This window comes from Paenibacillus taichungensis (genome assembly GCF_003287275.1).
Taxonomy (GTDB): domain Bacteria; phylum Bacillota; class Bacilli; order Paenibacillales; family Paenibacillaceae; genus Paenibacillus; species Paenibacillus taichungensis_A.
This window is the reverse complement of sequence record NZ_QEVW01000006.1, coordinates 409438-429108: the sequence shown is the minus strand read 5'-3', so window position 1 is coordinate 429108 and position 19671 is coordinate 409438. Positions and strand designations below refer to the sequence as shown.

The 19671-nt window shown below is 47.4% G+C and carries 14 protein-coding genes and 1 pseudogene; 13 read left to right on the top strand and 2 right to left on the bottom strand.

The features are described 5' to 3' along the window. The first annotated feature begins 216 nt into the window (after positions 1-216). The 8 genes and pseudogenes from DC345_RS11090 (at position 217) to DC345_RS11055 (ending at position 12124) form a co-directional block, all read left to right on the top strand. Entirely contained in the window at positions 217-639 is a 423-nt protein-coding gene (locus DC345_RS11090; protein WP_113053132.1) for an SRPBCC family protein, read from the top strand. Between the two features lie 213 nt (positions 640-852). Further along, positions 853-3951, top strand: coding sequence for an ATP-binding protein (locus tag DC345_RS11085; protein WP_113053131.1), 3099 nt, complete (start codon positions 853-855; stop codon positions 3949-3951). Between the two features lie 99 nt (positions 3952-4050). Further along, a complete protein-coding gene (locus tag DC345_RS11080) occupies positions 4051-5211 on the top strand; it encodes a response regulator (RefSeq protein ID WP_113053130.1) in 1161 nt (386 codons plus the stop codon). Between the two features lie 26 nt (positions 5212-5237). Further along, positions 5238-6584 (top strand): cryptochrome/photolyase family protein, encoded by a 1347-nt coding sequence (locus tag DC345_RS11075; RefSeq protein ID WP_113053129.1) that lies wholly within the window; start codon positions 5238-5240, stop codon positions 6582-6584. A gap of 251 nt (positions 6585-6835) precedes the next feature. After that, complete coding sequence (locus tag DC345_RS11070; RefSeq protein ID WP_064641670.1) at positions 6836-8011, top strand: acyltransferase; 1176 nt, start codon at positions 6836-6838, stop codon at positions 8009-8011. A 1577-nt stretch (positions 8012-9588) separates the two neighbouring features. Then, a pseudogene (locus tag DC345_RS32515) lies at positions 9589-10026 on the top strand (HNH endonuclease); the annotation flags it as partial. Positions 10027-10301: 275 nt separating this feature from the next. Continuing rightward, positions 10302-10961, top strand: a complete 660-nt coding sequence (locus tag DC345_RS11060) for a TVP38/TMEM64 family protein (RefSeq protein WP_113053128.1) — start codon at positions 10302-10304, stop codon at positions 10959-10961. A gap of 89 nt (positions 10962-11050) precedes the next feature. Then, complete coding sequence (locus tag DC345_RS11055) at positions 11051-12124, top strand: DUF1835 domain-containing protein (protein WP_113053127.1); 1074 nt, start codon at positions 11051-11053, stop codon at positions 12122-12124. Between the two features lie 223 nt (positions 12125-12347). On the opposite strand, the gene DC345_RS11050 is transcribed toward DC345_RS11055, so the two are convergent. Then, entirely contained in the window at positions 12348-12863 is a 516-nt protein-coding gene (locus tag DC345_RS11050; RefSeq protein WP_258530617.1) for a cupin domain-containing protein, read from the bottom strand. Positions 12864-13012: 149 nt separating this feature from the next. On the opposite strand from DC345_RS11050, the gene DC345_RS11045 reads away from it, so the two are divergent. After that, positions 13013-14020: an NAD-dependent epimerase/dehydratase family protein gene (locus tag DC345_RS11045; RefSeq protein WP_113053126.1), complete on the top strand. Its 1008-nt coding sequence runs from the start codon at positions 13013-13015 to the stop codon at positions 14018-14020. A 160-nt stretch (positions 14021-14180) separates the two neighbouring features. Here DC345_RS11045 and DC345_RS11040 read toward each other — a convergent pair whose 3' ends face one another. Further along, positions 14181-14354: a CsbD family protein gene (locus DC345_RS11040; protein WP_064506464.1), complete on the bottom strand. Its 174-nt coding sequence runs from the start codon at positions 14352-14354 to the stop codon at positions 14181-14183. Between the two features lie 190 nt (positions 14355-14544). Between DC345_RS11040 and DC345_RS11035 the strand changes: the two genes are divergently transcribed. The 4 genes from DC345_RS11035 to DC345_RS11020 all read left to right on the top strand — a co-directional run bounded on the left by DC345_RS11035 (position 14545) and on the right by DC345_RS11020 (position 19648). After that, entirely contained in the window at positions 14545-15474 is a 930-nt protein-coding gene (locus tag DC345_RS11035) for a hypothetical protein (protein WP_113053125.1), read from the top strand. 37 nt (positions 15475-15511) lie between these two features. After that, entirely contained in the window at positions 15512-17311 is a 1800-nt protein-coding gene (locus DC345_RS11030) for an RNA polymerase sigma factor (RefSeq protein WP_113053124.1), read from the top strand. 685 nt (positions 17312-17996) lie between these two features. Then, entirely contained in the window at positions 17997-18443 is a 447-nt protein-coding gene (locus tag DC345_RS11025; protein WP_113053123.1) for a DUF1641 domain-containing protein, read from the top strand. 23 nt (positions 18444-18466) lie between these two features. Further along, complete coding sequence (locus DC345_RS11020) at positions 18467-19648, top strand: NAD(P)/FAD-dependent oxidoreductase (RefSeq protein ID WP_076287362.1); 1182 nt, start codon at positions 18467-18469, stop codon at positions 19646-19648. Positions 19649-19671: the final 23 nt, after the last annotated feature.

Here is a 19671-nt window from a genome sequence, read left to right as displayed (position 1 = left end):
ATAGCTACGAAATGTTTATCCCTTCCGGCAACGGTTGGAATTGAAATTTTCAGAGCAGACTATCATAAGGAATCACACACCTTTTATGTAATATGTTCCAATTATAGGTTTGTCTTCAATGATGGTCAACAGAGTACCTGTTGTTAGCAGAATATATTTGACACAGAACATCTAATCTTGAACAATGAGTTATATCCATTTAGAAGGAGAGATATCATGGAATCTTCAAGTGCATTACCAGATATTCGGGAACAACTAATACTTCACGCACCTGTAGAGAAAGTATGGGCGATTGTATCCACGTCGAAGGGGTTGGAATCTTGGTTTATGCCAAGTAATCTGGAGCCGGTGGAAGGGCATGAATTTATATTGGAAGCAGGACCCTTTGGAAAATCACCGTGCAAAGTCACGGAAGTTCAGCCGCCACACAAGCTGTCATTCCAATGGGGTAAGGATTGGACGCTGACGTTTGAACTGACGGAGCAAGGACAAGACACTGACTTTACATTGATTCACAGTGGTTGGGACGCGGACAAACTGACTGAATTTGGACAAGCTCATGCCATGGTTCGTGAACGGATGGAGCAGGGTTGGGCTGGCATCGTGCAGAAACTGGCTCAGGTCGTTGGAAAAGCTTAAGGAAACGAGAAAGAAAACACATAGTCAACAAATTCAAAAAGTCACAGGTCATACTCCGGTCTGCATTCCGGTAGCTGAGCCTGTGGCTTTTTTGGCGTTAAAATATCATGTAAGAACTATTTCCGTCAGCAACAGAAACGTGTAACATGGAGTTATAGGTATAAAACGACAAAATTAGACGTCTCTCGCCATGGGGGCGGAAGGATTACATAGATGAGAAAACACTGGATTATGCTCACCATTAGCTTTATATGTATTGTTGTCTTTCCTCTGGGATCCATTATACAAACGTTAATTATCGAGCGCGGCAACCCTCATGCAAGGGATGGGGTCATGGACCTGACCAGCTGGAACTTCGACAGGCATGGGGCTGCATCCCTGAATGGTACTTGGGATTTCTATCCGGGCCAATTGTTGACGCCCGTTGATTTTGAGGCGGATGTATCCGGACGAAAGCCACTTTCCAAGCCTGTCCCTATCCATGTCCCATCCCGGTGGAATGGGACTCTTGGAGAGGCGCACGGGTATGGGACCTATCATTTACGTGTTCGAATTCCCCCTAGAGCAGAGAAGAACGATTATGGAATCCGCACTCAAAATATCCGTATGGCTCATCGTTTATTTATAGATGGCAAAGAGATTGGCGGCAAAGGGCTGCCAGGTACAACACGAAATACCGACATTCAGCTCAATTTGCCTTTTACGGGATTTACTTCCATAGAAGGCGACGTTGCAGATATTATCATTCAGGTATCCAATTACAGCTACTCGTCTGGAGGCATTGTTGCATCCATTTTGTTCGGAGACGAGCACAGCATTCTGAAAGGCCAACAGCAGGACTGGCTCAAGGATCTGATGACACTGTTCGGGTTTATTCTGCCAGCGGCCTTCTTCCTGATGCTCTTCCGGTTGCGGCGCAGTGAAAAAGAGCTTCGGTATCTGGGATTATTCAGCCTGTCCGGTGCGATGTACGCATTGACACATGGAGAGAAGTTACTGGGAACCTTGTTACCGTTTTTATCGAATAATGAAATACTGCGGCTTCAATTACTCAGCGCGGCTCTTGCGTATTATTACTTGTTACGTTATATGGATGCACTTGTACCTGGAGCGGTACATCAATGGTTTGTTCGCTTGGGTGTGGTTCTGGTAATTGTCCAATGCATGGTAGGCCTTACATTGTCTCCTGTTCTATTCTCATTGTTGGAGCTGCCCATGCTGCTGATTTCACTTGTGGTGATTGGTTACACACTGCGAGCCATGCTTCATTGGCTGAAAAAGCAACCGAATGACGGTCATTTTGTCCTAATGAGCATGATGAGTATATTTATGGTGGTTGTGCTGCACACCGTTGGTGCTTTCACCACCGTGGATACGACATTTCTTGCGCTGTATGAGCTTCTGTTATTCGTCTTTGCACAGATGATCCTAACAGCGACCCGGTTCGCGCAATCATTCCGTGAAGTTGAAGCGTTGTCTGAACGTTTGCTTGCCATTGACATTCTCAAGGATGAGTTTATGGCCAATACGTCACATGAACTGAGAACTCCCCTACATGGCATTATTAATATTGCTCAATCGATGCTGGAAGGGGCGGCTGGGGCGGTCACACCCAAGCAGGCCAAAAATCTGTCCATGATCACCTCAACTGGAAAGCGGCTTTCACTGCTGGTAAACGATATTTTGGATTTTTCCAAGCTCAAAAATGGTGAAATTGAATTAAAACGGAGTGCTGTGGACCTCGAGTCCGTTGCCCGAACGGTTGTTGAAGTCTCTGGTTTTACCTTTGAAGATAAACCGATTGTGCTGATTCAGCAATGGCCACCATCGTTGCCGTTGGTTGAAGCGGACGAGGATCGCCTGAGACAGATTCTGTACAATCTGCTGGGCAATGCATATAAGTATACGAAGCAGGGAGAGATTCGACTCTATGCCCGTGTGGATGGAGCTCTGGTGACGGTATCTGTCGCCGATACAGGTGTTGGTATCACTCCAGATAAACTGGAAGACATATTTCAGTCTTACGAACAGGGCAATGGAACAAGTGAGAGGGTTAACGGAGGAACTGGTCTTGGGCTGAGTATCACTCGCAAACTGGTCGAGCTTGGGGGAGGGACCATCTGGGTAGAATCAGAGCCAGGTGAAGGTTCGACATTTCATTTTACCCTGCCTATTGTGCAGTTTCCTTTGCTGCAAGCGAGTTCGAGGCCTGTTGCAGCCCGATATGTATGTACCCAAGAAACAAGAGCACAGGATACGACAGCAGCAATGGATTGGGATGAGACAGATGATATTCTGGAAGCAGAGCATACAATTCTGATTGTGGACGATGATCCCGTGAATCGACAAGTGTTGTTCAATCTGTTATCAACGGAACGTTACCGTGTCATTGTAGCGGATAGTGGGGCAGCAGCACTGAAGCTTCGTGAAGAGCACCCATCTATTGATCTTGTCATTACAGACTGGATGATGCCGCGAATGTCCGGGCTTGAGTTGTGTCGCAAACTGCGTGAGAACAGTTCCTTGTCTGAACTGCCAATTCTGATGTTGACAGCTCGGGGGCTGCCTGAGGACATCAAAATGGGCTTTCAGGCGGGAGCAAATGATTTTCTGAGCAAACCTGTGGATGCAGGTGAACTGCGTGCCCGGGTAAGGACGTTAATTGAGATGCGTACCTCGGTACAGGAAGTTATTCGTACGGAAATGGCTTTCTTGCAGGCCCAGATCAAACCGCACTTTCTATATAACGCGCTCAACGTCATTATTGCTACGTGTTCCGTCAATCCGGACAAAGCGACCGATCTGCTTATTGAACTGAGTCACTATCTGCGGGGAAGTTTTGACTTCCAGAACCGCGACCAACTGGTTCCGCTCGCGAAGGAATTGGAGTTAGTGGAGTCCTATGTACATCTGGAACAAGCGCGGTTTGAGGAACGTTTGGTGGTCCATTATGATATTGACCCCGATGTGCGTCTTTACTTGCCACCACTCAGCATTCAACCGCTTGTGGAGAATGCCATTCGTCACGGAGTAATGGAGCGTGCTGCAGGCGGCACGGTTAACCTTGGTATTACCAGGGAAAATGAGCATATTGTCATTGTGGTACAGGATGATGGTGTAGGCATACCTCCTGAGCGTTTGGCTCAGGTAAATTCAGGGCGAACTGAAGGTCCTGGAGGTGTAGGTCTACAGAATATTAATCGACGCCTGTTGTCCTTATATGGGCAAGGGCTGGAGATTCAGAGTCATACGGGGAAAGGAACGCTAATACGGTTTCACATACCTATGGAGAATAGAGATAGTTCTAAATAATGGGATGTTTTGGGCGGATTTGGTTAACAGACTATTAAGCAGATGCCAAGATAACCGGTATTTCCATTGAATAATTCACGGCAGGAGGCTGGAAGAACGATGAAAGCCATTGTAATCGATGATGAGAAACCGGCACAGCTTCATCTGGAGCGCCTGTTACGATCGGATGGGCGGATTAGACCCGTGCAGTGTTTTTCAACAGCCCGTGCCGGTCTGGATTTTCTGGCAAAAGAGCGTGTGGACGTAGTGTTTCTGGACATTGGCATGCCCGAAATGAATGGACTGGAAGCGGCTGAATATATACAGCAATTGGACAGCAGTATTCACATTATATTTATAACGGCTTACGCGGATCATGCGGTTGAAGCCTTTGAGCTTCAGGCGCTGGATTATGTGCTGAAGCCGGTAAGTTCAGCGAGGCTTGGCAAAACGATCGATCGTATTGCCGCAGGGATGATAGCCTCATCCCCTCAGGTTGCTGCAACTGCTGAGGTTCTGGAATCTGAGGCTGCGGAGTTGGATACCCGTGTGCCTGGATTGCTTACTTTTAAACATCTGGATATCTACCGAAGCCTGGATCAGGAAGCACAGAAGCACAAATGGCGTACAGCCAAATCGCAAGAACTGTTTGCTTTTTTGTTTCACCATAGAGGGGATTGGGTAAGCAAAGAGATTCTGCTCGATAAGCTGTGGGCGGATGTCTCACAAGAGAAGGGGCTAACGCATCTGCATACTTCCGTTTATCAGATACGCAAACTGTTGAAGGAATGGAATATGACGGGCAAGCTGGAATACAACATGAACCGCTATCGTTTGTTATCGGGTAATCTGGTGAGTGATGTAGAGCAATTCGAGCAAGGTATGGCATATGATACCGTTAACTCAGACAATGTCGATCAACTGCGGGATATCGTCCCGCTCTACCGTGGTGATTATCTGGAGGAGCATGATTATCGCTGGGCTCAAGCCAAAGCCAGAGAACTGAGAAGTAAATATGTAGGACTGGTTATGGATATCGCCGAATGGGATATGGAGCATGGACGGGGTAAGGAAGCCATGGAGCAGTTGAACGAACTACAGGAACGGGAGCCATATGCCGAAGAGATCTGCCGCTTAATGATGAGAGTATGTGCATCCATGGGTGATCAACAAGCCATACTCAGAATATATCATTCATTCACGCTGACCCTGCTTGAAGAACTGGGACATCAACCGGAGCAGGAGACAATCAGGCTGTATGAAGATTTAACGGCAAAGTAAGTAGAAGTTCAGCAGGAGGATGAAGCATGAAATTATTCATACATCGCAAAGATTTGCGCACAGATGATCTAGTCGCATTCGATTATTTGCGGAACCAGGATGCAGAGAGTCTGCATGTGCTCATCTATGATCCGTTTCTGCTGCGGCAAGGTCGCGAAGAGGAACATAGCGGAGTGAATTTTCTACAGCATGCTGCTGAGCTTAGTAAGCGGTACCGCGAGTCAGGCCGCAAGCTGCACGTCGCTTATGGCAAACCAGCTGAGGTGATTGAATATATCCTCGATTGGATGCAAAGTGGTATAGATGAAGTCATCGTTCATCGGGATATGACCCCATATGCAATCGAACGTGATCGTGGAATACGTAAGGTAACCGAGGAACGAGAAGTCACATTTACACAGCTGACGGATCATCTGCTGATGGATCTGAAGGGGTTTGCAGATTTTACGGGCAAGTCCGAGCCTTACAAAGTATTTGCGGCCTTCCACCGACGCTGGGTGGAATTCATGAACGAATATCCTAATCCAGCTTCAACTACTTCGGTTGCGGATGTGCAGGTCAGTGATCAGCAGATAGAATGGCCAGAGACCTTGCAGGTACCACCTCAATTGCTGGCATGTGATGTATCGGATTTGAAGGAACCTCATCAATTGTTGGATGGCTTTTTATCTGACAGAATTGCTGATTACGGAGACCATCGGGATGAATATGAAGCTTATGAATCGAGTCGGCTCAGTTCTTATGTTGCTGTGGGGGCTGTATCCATCCGCAAGATGTATGATGCTGCAAAACGCACAGAGCATTCGGATGAATGGATCAGACAATTGTGCTTCCGCGACTTCTATCTGTATCGGGCCGTATATGAGAGTCATTATTTTACATATGAAAAAGTTTATGATCTGTCGGCGCTCAGCGAGGTCCACTTCGAACGGTGGTGCAAGGCCGAAACGGGCATTCCGATTATCGACGCAGCCATGACGGAACTGAATGAGACTGGACATATGCCGAATCGGCTTCGTATTCTGACCGCGATGTTCCTTACCAAAAATCTGCAATGCTCGTTTACACTGGGTGAAGCGTATTTCAGACGCAAGCTTCGTGACTATGATAATATTCAAAACCGGGGCAACTGGCTATGGTGTGCATCACTTGGCGAGAATGCAGCTCCATACTTTCGGGTGAACAATCCGGTGACACAGTCAGAGAAGTATGATCCCCAAGGGGATTATATCCGCAAATGGCTGCCTGACCTGAAGGATTTGCATAGCAAAGAGATTCATCAGCCACGTCAGGATGCAATTGTTGATCTGAAAGCCTCAAGACAATCGGCTATTGAGATCTATAAACAAATTCTGGCCAGTCGTCAGCAGTGAAGTTTACCATTTTCATCCCAGTGAACCAGCAATATTTTGGACAGATACGAAACATGCTCACAGGCCGCGTCATAGCGGTCTTTTTTTACATATATAGACATGAAAATATGGTGAAACATGTTGAAAATTTAGGAACTTTTAAGAATTTGGACTACCCATCTTAAGCTTTATGCTTTTTAATAGATAGTGAGCTTATCATATTAAGTCATCTTAGACATATCAACGAAACATATTAAGGAGAAACGCTAATTATGAGTGAAACAATCAAAAGAGAGCGAATCCCAGAGCTGAATCTCGTACGGGCAATGGCTATCATCGGTGTGCTGTGTGTGCATTCCACTTCATACGCGACGGTGGACATGACAGGTTCAGGGTATTACTGGCTGTACAATTTTATTAATATTTTTATGAAATATGGTACACCCACATTTATTTTCATGAGCAGTTTTGTACTGTTCTATAACTATTATTCTCGCCCGCTCGATAAGAAGCTGGTCAGCAACTTTTACAAAAAAAGATTTGTTTACATTTTGCTGCCGTATTTCCTGTTTTCATTAATGTATTTTGTCATCCTGCACTTCACGCATTATCAGGGTCGTCCGTTTGGTGAATCAGCGGTAAGTTTCATTACGAAACTGTTCACGGGCAAGGCGTATACGCATCTGTACTTTGTATTTATCAACATGCAATTTTATCTGTTATTCCCGTTGGTATTGTGGCTGCTCAAGAAATATCCCTCAGTCGTCAAATGGTCGGTACCGATTGGGCTGCTCATTCAGTGGGCATTTATCGTAAGTAACAAATATGGCTTCCAGGTGCCGAACAAGGGAAGTTGGGCGTTCTCTTACTTTTCCTATTTCATGCTGGGTGCTTTTATCGGGGTATATTTTCCGAAGATTAAACAATGGTTTGTCATTAGTCGGGAAAATGCAACCAAAGCTCGTGTAGTTTCATGGATTGTGCTGTGGGCGGTTTGGATTTTTGCCGGACTCGGCCATGTATACATTTATTATCTGTTGCGCTTGAAAATCGCGACGTATAACACGCTATGGTACGAGTTTTTCTGGAATCTGCACACGTTCGCCTGTGCGCTGGTGCTGATTCAGATTGCATACCTGCTCTATCGTAAAGGACCATCCCTGATCGTTAAGCCGCTCAATCGGCTTGGGGCACTGTCCTTCGGTATTTATCTGATTCATCCCTTCTTCCTCTTGGTCTATCGGAATTATCCACCACAAACCGGGGTTTCCTGGCTGATTCACCTGTGGTACGCCGGAGGTTTTGGTGTGGCGTTGATCGCATCGTGGATTGTGGTTGGACTCACTGCAAGATTCGTTCCATTTGCATGGGTGATTTTCGGCAATTTGCCAAAACCAAAGCCACGTCTGGTCCCACAACAAAACTCGGGACAACTCGACGTTCGTTAAAAGATTTACGCCACTACAGGAATAATAAACCGTTTCTTGGTCGACCATTAGGGTTGAGCGGGAAACGGTTTTTTTTGATTGCCGATTTGATTCATATATGGGGAACGGATGTTTCTTTTTCATACGCGAAGGGTAATGAGAAGGCGGAACACAATTTTTTTATAAGCAGAGAACTTTAAGAACAGGATTAAGGTGAGAACAATGACAACATGTGAACAATGCGGGAAACCGATGCAAGATATATTGGAATATGTGGAACACATCCTTCACGAATGTGCGGGGCAGACGCAGGAGTATAAGACAAAAGATTATGGGACATCTGGCTATGAGTGTGTTGGCGAGCAGATGTGATACAATAGAAAGAAACCGGATTCATACGGAACCGAGGTGACAACATGGAGATGGGCTCGGCCCCTTTCCGGCAGGAAATGACGGAACATGAAGCGCAACTGACCAAGACATGTATGTACTGCGGGCAAAAGCGACCTTTGTCCGAATTCCGACGAAGAACCGGAAAGCGGGCTGGCCCTGGGGCCAGACGTGGCGCTTGTCGCTACTGTCGTCAGCTCGGTGGACAAGCGGATAACGATAACAACTCACTCCGGCCTACGGATGAGGCGGTAAAGAGTCATAAAGGTACTGGGGCTCCCGCGCCATCTGCATCTGCAAGTCATACAGGAGAACGGATCGTCGATACAAATGATACGCCTTCTGTTGCTTCTACTTCAGAAAGATATGGGGAGTCAAAGCCGTCCGTAGGTTCATCTTCTTCGATGATGGAAGGTGAAGCGGCTGAACTCGTTGCTTCTTCAACTGTCTCTTCGTCTTCGGGCAACCGCAAGAAGAGGAGAAGGAGGAGGAGAAAAGCAAAGCGTCCCGAGCTTCAGTCGGGTATAGAGCAACCGGAATCGCTCTCCCGAACTGATGAGGAGAGCGAGACTGTAGATCAGCCTCAGACGCGGGCTGATCAGCAAGACAGGGATTCGCAGGTGAATACAGCGAATGCTGCTCCATCTGCGAAGCGTGTCCGCGCGCGTACAGCCGCTGGCACGGATCATGCCGCCGAGCAGGAGATTGCGGCGGCCAAGGCTCTGCTGCCAGGCAAGCCGCAAGGCCCGGCAGCAGAGCCAGGGGCTGCGGATCAGCCGACCGCAGCCAAACGCAAACGCAAGCGGCGCCGCAAACGTGCTGCCGCGCTACCGTCCGGCGCAGGACAGGCCCGCAGCATAGCTGAGGCCAGTGCGCCGAGCCCAAGCGACCGTGGCGATGCCTCGGTCGCCGGACCCCCAGCAGCGGCCGCACAGCCAGCCGCTGCTGCAAAGCCCGCGCCCGGCCAAGCGCCGGGCACAGCCATGGAGGCTGCGCCTCCTGCACCCGTGCGCCAGCCAGGCTCGCCCGGGTCGAAGACGCGCCCGGCACGCAAGGAGCGTGCGCCTAAGGCGGGCGGCGAAGACACAGCCCGCGCCGGATCATCCGGGCAGCGGGCGCCAGCACATTCCAGCCGCAGCCACGGGGCTGGAACGGAAAGCCGTCCCCGCCGTCATACTCCGGCGGTGCCCGTAGCGATTGACCCGGAAGATCCGGCATCGCTCCGGACGAACCGTCAGGGCATGGTGCGCATGCGCGGTAAGACGGACAAAGGGCGGCGCTGGCATCAGGAAGTGGATATGGAGCTGGCGGTCACGCTCGTCAAGGAGAAAGCCGCTGTTGTGGTTAATCGGTACACGATCCGCCGATTGTTTAGTAACAAGGATTTCAAGCGGTTTATTTTAACCCGGGATAACTATACTTGCTACTTCTGTGGATCGTATGGAGACACGATTGACCATCTTCTGCCGCGAGCCAAAGGGGGGCATACCACCCCACTTAACTGTGTCTGCGCCTGCAATCTGTGCAACCAGTCCAAAGCAGCGATGGATGCCGAAGAATTCATGCGTTCCGGTATTCCCGAGTGGAATGCTGCACATCAGGAAGAGCTGAATGAATTGGCAATACAGGAAGCCCAGCTAGAATAAACGGTCAAGCGAAATACTGCCCTAAGCATGTTCACCAATGGTTTCAAGCGGGATTGGATACATGGAGCACACCAAGACTGAACAGGTCCGGGTGTGCTTTTTTGTTTTTCAGCGTCGCTGGTGAAATTTCTTCAAATTGACAACGGTACAGCGCTCATATGTACGTTATACTGGGGAGAAGTGAGTAGTGAAACTTCACATCGGTTTACCAGATGTATTTATAATGGGCACCACATCTTTAGAAAATTTGAACTGTATAGATTGGAGGGAAGCAGATGAACCCGGCATCTTTGGACGTCATGTCCTATATTACGGAAGAGAATATTCGTTTTTGGCTGGAGAAGTTTCGCTCCCTGGGCCCTTTACCGGGAATTTTGCTTACCTTTATGAAATCATTCGTGCCTCCGCTGCCTACACTGCTCATAGTTGGGGTTAACGGAGCGGTGTACGGGCTATGGGCAGGTTTTTTATATTCATGGATCGGGATGGTACTTGGCTGTACCGTTACGTTCCTGATTGTACGGGAGATTGGGAAATCGGCTTTTGTGGAACGTTGGGCCAATAAACCACGTGTGCAGCGCAGTATGGTATGGATTCGGCGGAATGCATTTAGTTATGTGTTTTTGCTGAGTATATTTCCAGTGGGACCGTTCGTAATTATCAATGTTGCGGCAGGTATCGCGCGGATGAGATTAACGTCTTTCCTGCTTGCTGTGAGTTTTGGTAAAGCCATTATGATCTTCTGTGTGACGTATATTGGTTCCAATGTAGCTCAGTTTATGGAACACCCTGTGCGGTGGGGCGGCGTTTTGTTGTTTATTGCTGCATCCCTGTGGGCAAGTCGGAAGTTGGAGCGTCACTTCACCCGTTCGTCATCCAATCGTGAGGAAATGAATGATCTGAGTCACTCCTCTGGAAAGTCTATTTCGTCATAAACTTACGAAGATACACATACGTACGTTCGATTTTGAATGATTTTAATCGGAGATGACCAACTGTTTAGACTGTTTAGAGGGGGATAAGCATGATTGACAATGTCTTTGATTTTGAAAAGGAGCTGCATCTTATGAATGAGGATGAGCTGCGTTCGTTATTGCGTACGCTCTATCTCAGCGTAGATATGGCAGTCAGTGTTCAGTCGGCGGAAGAACATTCTGATCATTTTGCAACGGAAATTCAGTCGATATTTAATACATTGGATGAGAATCGGAACCGGGAGAAAACCGAGCAACAGGCATTAAACGCACAGAAACCACGTGAAATTCATATAGCGATTGGTGAATCGCCGCTAGGCAGCATTAAGGTTGCGATGGGCAGGGTTCCTGGCCGCTCGGAGCGGCGGTTTCTCTCTATGAATGACTACTATGCCATCGGTCCATTGGGTGATTTGACGAACAAGGTGGATTTACACCGCAGGCATCTCTGGCTACTTGAGAAACTTTATTTGAGTGAACATGGAAGTTATGCCGTCCAAGGCATGGATAAGCTGCTTCAATTAAATAACATGTTGAGTTCGATTGATGAAGATACGCGAATCACTATCTGGTATGCGAATAATGCGCATGAGAGAACGGGGCTTTTATATGCCATGCATTTGCTGCGTAACAGGCTGGGACCGATCTATTTGATCGAGACAAGTGCATTATATCAGGAATTATTCAACCCTTCTGGAGTTCAGCATGATGTTCTTAGAACAGGTGAAATTTTTTCTGAGAAGTTGTTAGCGATGTGGCAACACTGTGTGAATGCTGAACCGTTGTCTCTGGAGAAACGCAAACACATGGATCAAGAGTGGGTGAATTTGGCTGTACAGCCTGGACTTCTGCGATTAATGAAGGATGGCGAGATTCAGAGCGTGCCTGAAGACGCGATAGATGAATATATTATGCAGAAGGTTAGAGAGGTTACGTTAACCCGACAGCCTGGCGAGTTTATAAAATCAGCCCGCGTCGTAGGTGAGGTGCTGGGCCATCTCGAACAAGCTGTCGGAGACGCATTCATTGAATATCGTGTTCGACAGTTGATCATACAAGGACGGCTTGAGATGGAAGGGAAGCCACATGCCATGCGATTCTACAGTGTGAGGCTCCCCCAATAACCGAAAAAGGTGCTTTCCCATAAGTCATTGGATGACGGGGGACGCCCCTTTTTCGAGATATATTGGTCTAATGAACCTAGTACACGCTATTCGCTCCCATTTGCATCGTTCTGAGATGTAACGAATCACGGAGTTAGCCATAAAAGGGATAGGAGATCCCTGCGAGATAACCTTATTGATGTAATTATTTTTCATTCTGATTCTGATGATACATTGATGATATTCATTTATTCTGATTCCATAACTCCAATAGTGGCCCCTCTTGCCCATAGACCGGATCGGTATCCGGGACGGGAACCTCCTGAATTTCACGCAGCACTTTGGGACGTTCTCCCGGCTCGCCAGTTCGGGTATTGTAACTCATGCCACCCGGATAGGCGCCGGCTATGCGAAAATCAAGGCTCGCACTCCGCCGCTTATGTCCGGTTCCCGCAGGTAATACGACGACATCTCCTGCCTGAAGGCGCACAACCTTCCCATGTTCCCCACCAAGAATGAGCTCAACCCAACCGCTTACCACCGCAAGTACTTCATGAGCATTGCTGTGATAATGATGATAATCAAACACTCCGTTAATCCAGCTGTTTCCCCATCCATTTAGGTTCAGCAACGACTCCGCACGAGAGGAATCTGTTGCCCAAATTCCCTTATACAGAAGTACAGGCAGACTCGGATGATTGGGGACCAAACCATCGTCATGGAATAACATCGTCTGTACATTGTTCATGTCCTCTTTCATCGTAAATATCACCTCTCTATGGCATTACCCGTTTATTTCTGGAGAAGAACAAAAAACAATTGTAAAATGATACAAAATGTATCACTATAAGGTTATAATCAGAACATAAACTCTCTTCAGTGAACTTGTTGTATTAATCCCAAGGGGGAATGTGCTTGAATATTGTCATTACAGGGGCTTCTGGATTTGTAGGATTTAACCTTTCTCAGTATTTGGCCCAAAAGGGACATCGAATCACCCTGGTGGATCAGGATGATTATTGTCAGAGGCTTGTTCACAGCTCTCCACTTCATGAGATGGCCTTTATCTGTTGTGATCTCGCGAAGGACAGATTCAGCTTGCCGCACGAAACAGACTATATTATTCATCTGGCAGCGATGCCGCACGTAGACTATTCGTATCATCACCCCGGAGAAGTGTTTCGTAACAACACCCTCAGTACACAGGCCATTCTGCAATACGCTTCCGATCACCATATTCCCGTGGTGCTGGCTTCATCCGTTGAGGTATACGGAGGGGAGATGGGCAGAGTGTATCACGAATCCGATGAATATGCTCCTGTATCCCCTTATTCCGCTTCCAAAGTAGCCAGTGAGATGCTCGCAAGATCCTACGCTCAATGTTACCAGCTTCCTGTAAAAATATTTCGTTTAACCAATCTCTATGGTCCTTGGCAGTTGCCGGACCGGATTATCCCGCGTAATTTTGGCCGAATGATGGACGGCCTTCCTCTGGATATTCAGGGATCAGCTGTACGTGATTTTCTGTATGTGGATGATGCGCTGCGAGCGATTGAACAGATTATGCTGAATGGACAAGATCAGCAGATCTATAACATATCGACAGGGCAAGGAACAACCATGCAAGAGATCGGAGATCATTTGCAACAATTGCATACTTCTAATAGAATGGCGGAGATTCGGGAGCAGGAGCCCACCCAGTCCAGAGGTTCGAGTCTGGTCGTTCACTCTGGAAAGTTACGGTCAGAGACCGGATGGTTCCCTCAGACGACGCTGGAGCAGGGACTGGAGCAGACCTTTCGATGGTATCAGGAACATCCCGAATGGGTAAGACAATTCAGCCGTGAATACCACACGACAAGAGAAGCACGCAGTTTTATTATCGATATGGCAAGATATGCAGTTCCGGCTATCTAAACAGGACAAAAAAAGCCAGGGAAGGGTGTAGTGAATAACACCTTCCTTGGCTTTTTTGCGCCCCCGTCGAATCCCGGTTTTCAACCGGTATGGACGTCGGGCAAAGTTCCTATATTTACTGCACGAATCGTCGTGCGTGTTCACGTTTAAACGAATCGATCTAGTGATGTTTTTTTACATCAGCAATTTTGTCCTGCACAGCACCTTTGGCTTTGTCTTTTTTACCCTCAGCCTGAAGGGATCTGTTGTTAGTCGCATTACCGATCTGATCCTTCACTTCGCCTTTGGCCTTGTTTACGCCTGCTTTGATTTTATCGCTAGTTGAATTACTCATATCGAACATCTCCTTCGTTTCTGGTGTAGTCCTTATTAACCGGGATGTCCGCATTCTAAACGTTCCCTAGTTCATGCGGGCAGAAATTTGTTCTGGATATTCTGTCAGAAATGATCTTTACGAAGAGTCAGAATAAGTATAGGCATTGCAAGCAGCGTGCTTCATTAAAGAAATGAGAGGATGTTATGATATGAGCAATTATATTGGAAATGGTGCATATTGCTACGCTAATTCAGCTTCAATGCTGCTGTCGTCCATTGGAGAAAAGGTTGACCCCGGTCTGCTTGAAACGGTCGGTGGCTTTTCCCTGGGAGCTTTCCGCACGCAGGAAGACCTTCTCTTTTTTGATAACTGTGCCTCCAGTCCTGATCTGGCCATCAGCAAGGCGATGAGCATTCTGGGGTTTAGTGTGCGTGAAAGTGTGCAATCACGGGATACAGAGATGCCTGTAGATGAGCTAAGAGAGACTTTGAAGCAGGGTCCTGTGATGATGGGGCCGCTTGATATGGGCAAACTCGTCTACAATCCCAACTCTCCTAACCTGGGTGGTTGTGATCATTATGTAGTGGCACTGAGCATGGAAGGCGATGAAATATGTCTGCATGACCCTGCTGGATTCCCGAATGTCTTCCTGACATTGGATAAACTTGAGGAAGCATGGAAGTCTGAATTCCCGTGGAGTAGCGGTGTGTATCGACGATGGTGGAGTCCTGAACGCATGGAACAGCCTGATCTGGAGGAGATTAACCGCCGCGCTTTTACTTGGTTCAAATCAAGCCTTACAGAACAGCTCCATGAAATTGCTCAGGAAGGACGAACAGGAGCTTCAGCGATTCTGCATAAGGCGGAACAGGTTCGTGCTGGAGCAATCGATGGTAATGAGTGGGCTCATTATGTGTATTTTGCTCTGCCAGTAGGCGCGCGTCGTGCCCATGATTATGGCTTGTTTTTTAAAACAATTCATCCTGACCTTTCTGCTTTGAAATACACACAATCCCGCCAATTCGGAGAATGCCAATCCCGTCTTGTATCCCGCAACTGGGAGGCTGCTGCGACAATCATGGAGGCGCTTGCGGAGACGGAAGCCATGATCGAAGCTGCTATTTTGAAGATGGAGTAATGGAAGTGAAGCTAGGCTATGAGAAAGGAAAATACACATGGATGAATTAACTGTCAATCGCCATATCAGCTCAGGGAAAGATGAAACATTCGAGAATCGGCAAAAGGAGTCGGATATTGCGCTTATCCAACGAGCCCAAACTGGGGATACAGAGGCCTTTGGTGAGTTGATTCACCGTTACCGCGGACAATTGTTCCGTTATGTGCGAGCACTTACACATGATTCTTATCTCGCAGAAGACATTTTACAGGATGGGATTATTCGTGCATTCATTCATATGAGACAGCTTCAGAATGCTGACCGTTTTATGGCCTGGATGCAGCGCATTGTGCGTAATCAGGCGTATTCACATATGCAACGCCGAGAGCAGCAGCGCGAACAACACTTTTCTTCGTACTTTGCATTTGGGTTTGGAGCTGATGGTGCCTCATGGAGCGATCAAGACTCGCTCGACATGACACTGAACTATCTTTTGAATGACACCGAGCGGAGATCGCAGGAAACAGGCTATGATCCATATCAAGCTGTTGCTCAGCAGGAAATGAGGAACAATCTCCACAAGCTGCTAGGTTGTCTGAACGAGAGAGAGCAACAGGTCTTTACATCGTATTGGATGGAGCAGCTGTCGCCGCAAGAAATTGCCTGCAAATTCAATCTAACAAGTGCTAATGTGTATCAAATTCTATCACGTTCACGTAAAAAAGTGTCGCAGCTTCATATTCATTTATCTGTAGAAGAAATGCTGGCAGAGTGGAATTCACTTGGGCAAAATCGAGTGATTCTGGAGGAACCCCGTTCGTTTCGAACTCCCCAAACCTGGAACTCGGCAGCAGCATCCATTCACGAGATGTTAGGTTATATCGGTTCATCTCCATCTCTCCCCATGGTTATGGGGATGAGCGGACTTTCTTTTCGTCTGACCATCCTGCCTCAGGACATACATATCGCTGGACCCACCGCCTATAACTTCAAAGAGGTGCTTACCCGAGGATTGCAGCATATGGGTTATCGTTCCCATGCGGTTGAGGCTTTGGCTAGTGAAGCGGGGGTCAATGCCAATCTGGTCGATCCTTCGATGCTAGCGGAGAAAGCGAAAGGGAGAAGGTTGCTAAATCCAAGGCTGGTTCGGGCCCTCTCCCTGATTCGTTACTCCATTCATCGGGGAATTCCGGCCGTAGTATGGGATCTGAATATTCCCGAATTCGGATTGATCTACGGCTATGATGATGCAGTTCGAACCTTATACGGTACAGATTTCATTAAATCAGGAACAATTCCCTATGATCATGTAGGCCGTGGTGTGAATCAGGAAGTATTTGTACTGGCAGCGGAATCCAATGGCATGATACGAGAAATGGACCTGCGTGCAGCATTGACAGCTGTTTTGGCTCATTATGGTGGGGAGGATCCGTATACCTTGCCGAACACGGTCAGTGGTCTGGCTGCCTATTCGGTATGGAGAGAAGCTCTAGAGTATAGACGGGTAGAACCGAACGGTCATGCCTATAACATTGCGGTTTTGTGGGATGCAAGACGTTATGCCGGTGAGTTTTTCAGGGAACTTTCTGTAAAGTGGGCTTCGATTCCCCGCTATTCCAGCTTGATTCCATTCTGTCTTCAGGCGGAAGAGTTATATCGAAATATGTCCCAAAGGTTAAACATGCTCAAGCAGCGTTTTCCTTTTCCTGAAGGCGGAAAGCCAAACGAGAAGCTTCAGGCCGATCAAGCTATCTTGATACTTCTGGAGATGGAGGAATTGGAGCGAGCTGCTGTCGTTGCAATAATAGCGTTGCTTGAAGAAATGAATCAGCATTCCCCAGAAATAGGTATGGTCTGACCTAAATGTAACAATCAGATCAGGCTTACAGTGAAGCAAATATCAGGGAGGCAGGACAATCCGTCAGGCCTTCTTTCAGTCTTTTTTGCTTTCATGCCAGGATAGGTTCATACTTGAACAAGAAATGATGTCATTTCAGGAATAAGGCTGCACCCCTAGCTGCATAATAACGACAGTGACCAATTTCGTTGCATGAAATTCATGGTTTTGGAAAACAATTCCTAAAAAATTCAGTTGAAAAAATCCTTCCTTGTGTACATATCGCACATATGGTCATATGTGATCTTGTCTTCATACCACATGTGGTAGGATTACGGATCTGGGACAGGAGAATAATCGATTTTAACCCGACCGCAAAGCTTGACAAAAAAATCGATTTTGTTACAATGTTCACAATATCTTCACAAGTGTAAAAAATTTCTTTTTCATGTTCATGTGTAAGAGGTGTAATATAGGGGTATAGAGTTCGGTTTCGGCCTGCTTGTCGTTTTGCGTCAACACATGTTGTCCGCAATAGACCCAAGATACAATACACGATGTGGGAGCGGTCCTTGGGCTATGCTCATTCTATTGTGTGAAATTTGGTACATTTAGTTGTATTGGATGTATTTGTGGTTCGGCTCTGCTTGACAGGCATCATGAAAGTCGCGGACTTCTATCCCAAAGTAAAGGAGGACTTTCTCTTATGTCACAATCGCCTACTCAACAAGAGGTGCCGGTTACAGAAGGTGCCGACGTTTCCCAACGCCAGTCCTTGGACGTACTGGATCAACTGATGAAGCCTGAGGTACAGGAGTCTCTGACCGTTCTGGTGGAGAACCTGCCTAAACTGGCTGAAATGGTCACTGCAATGACCAAAGCTTATGACTTTGCACAAAGCGTAGCTACAGACAAAGTTCTGATCAGCGACACAATGAGCGCAATGGGCGAGTTTGCTAAACCTGTTGTAGACAAAGCTAAAGGTGTAGCTTCTGCTGCCATCGAAGCAAGTGATCGTGCGCAAGCCGAGCAAACTTCGGTTGGTTTGTTCGCTATGCTCAAAATGCTTAAAGATCCAAACGTACAACAAACGCTGCGTTTTGCTCAATCATTCCTGAGCATCCTGAACGAGCGTGGGCAACAGCAACGTTAAGATTAGAAGAACGGAGGATGTATATGTCGAAGCAAATTTTGATCTTGGGCGGAGGTTACGGTGGTCTGTTGACTGCGCTGACTGCGCGTCAATACCTGACACCGGAAGAAGCGACTATTACAGTTGTGAACCGTTACCCTACGCACCAAATTATTACGGAACTGCACCGTCTTGCAGCAGGAAGCATTGCTGAAAAAGCAGTTGCTCTTCCACTCGAAAAATTGCTGAGTGGTAAAAATGTGAACTTGAAAATCGATACGGTGGATACAATCAAGCCGGACGAGAAAAAAGTTCTCATGACCAGCGGTTCTACTTACTCTTACGATGCACTCGTTGTTGCCTTGGGCAGTGAAACGGCATTCTTCGGAATTCCGGGATTGCAGGAGTACAGCTTCACGCTGAAATCGGTTAGCGATGCTAACCGCATTCGTGCACACGTGGAAGCTCGTTTGGATGCTTACAAACAATCCGGCAACAAAGCAGACGCTACGTTTGTTATCGGTGGCGGTGGTTTGACAGGTATCGAGCTTGTTGGTGAATTCGCTGACCTTCTTCCGGCTGTGTGCCAAGAAAAAGGTATCGACTTCAAAGAAGTTTCCCTGTACACGGTTGAAGCAGGTCCTTCCATCCTGGCAGGATTCCCGCCAGAACTGGTTGAGCGTGCTAAATCGAGTCTGGAAAAACGTGGCGTTAACTTCATCGTTGGCGTAGCGATTACCGAAATGAAAGAAAATGAAGTTCTGCTGAAAGACGGAAGCTCGATTCCTACGAATACACTCGTATGGACAGGCGGCGTTCAAGGTAATGCAGTTGTTGCCAACAGCGGAATTGAAGTGGATCGTGGCCGTGCGAAAGTTACGGAAGTACTGCAATCCACATCCCATAAAGACGTGTTTGTTGCTGGTGACAGCGCAGTGGTCTTCCCTAGCGAAGGCGCTCGTCCATACCCTCCAACAGCACAATTGGCTTGGCAAATGGGTGAAACCATTGGTCACAACTTGGGCGTAATGTTCAAAGGTGGCGCAATGGAATCCTTCACACCAGTATTCTCCGGTACACTGGGAAGTCTGGGTCGTAAGGATGCTGTCGGCATGATCGGTGGCAACCAGACTCGTCTGAAAGGTCTGCCAGCAACCATGATGAAAGAAGCAAGTAACATCCGTTACCTTGCTCACATTCACGGTTTGTTTGCACTGGCTTACTAATACCTGTACGCCATGCAGCAGAA

Coding starts and splice junctions, on each gene's coding strand:
- DC345_RS11090 (WP_113053132.1), top strand. CDS start 217: ATGGAATCTTCAAGTGCATTACCAGATATTCGGGAACAACTAATACTT.
- DC345_RS11085 (WP_113053131.1), top strand. CDS start 853: ATGAGAAAACACTGGATTATGCTCACCATTAGCTTTATATGTATTGTT.
- DC345_RS11080 (WP_113053130.1), top strand. CDS start 4,051: ATGAAAGCCATTGTAATCGATGATGAGAAACCGGCACAGCTTCATCTG.
- DC345_RS11075 (WP_113053129.1), top strand. CDS start 5,238: ATGAAATTATTCATACATCGCAAAGATTTGCGCACAGATGATCTAGTC.
- DC345_RS11070 (WP_064641670.1), top strand. CDS start 6,836: ATGAGTGAAACAATCAAAAGAGAGCGAATCCCAGAGCTGAATCTCGTA.
- DC345_RS11060 (WP_113053128.1), top strand. CDS start 10,302: ATGAACCCGGCATCTTTGGACGTCATGTCCTATATTACGGAAGAGAAT.
- DC345_RS11055 (WP_113053127.1), top strand. CDS start 11,051: ATGATTGACAATGTCTTTGATTTTGAAAAGGAGCTGCATCTTATGAAT.
- DC345_RS11050 (WP_258530617.1), bottom strand. CDS start 12,863: ATGAAAGAGGACATGAACAATGTACAGACGATGTTATTCCATGACGAT.
- DC345_RS11045 (WP_113053126.1), top strand. CDS start 13,013: ATGTGCTTGAATATTGTCATTACAGGGGCTTCTGGATTTGTAGGATTT.
- DC345_RS11040 (WP_064506464.1), bottom strand. CDS start 14,354: ATGAGTAATTCAACTAGCGATAAAATCAAAGCAGGCGTAAACAAGGCC.
- DC345_RS11035 (WP_113053125.1), top strand. CDS start 14,545: ATGAGCAATTATATTGGAAATGGTGCATATTGCTACGCTAATTCAGCT.
- DC345_RS11030 (WP_113053124.1), top strand. CDS start 15,512: ATGGATGAATTAACTGTCAATCGCCATATCAGCTCAGGGAAAGATGAA.
- DC345_RS11025 (WP_113053123.1), top strand. CDS start 17,997: ATGTCACAATCGCCTACTCAACAAGAGGTGCCGGTTACAGAAGGTGCC.
- DC345_RS11020 (WP_076287362.1), top strand. CDS start 18,467: ATGTCGAAGCAAATTTTGATCTTGGGCGGAGGTTACGGTGGTCTGTTG.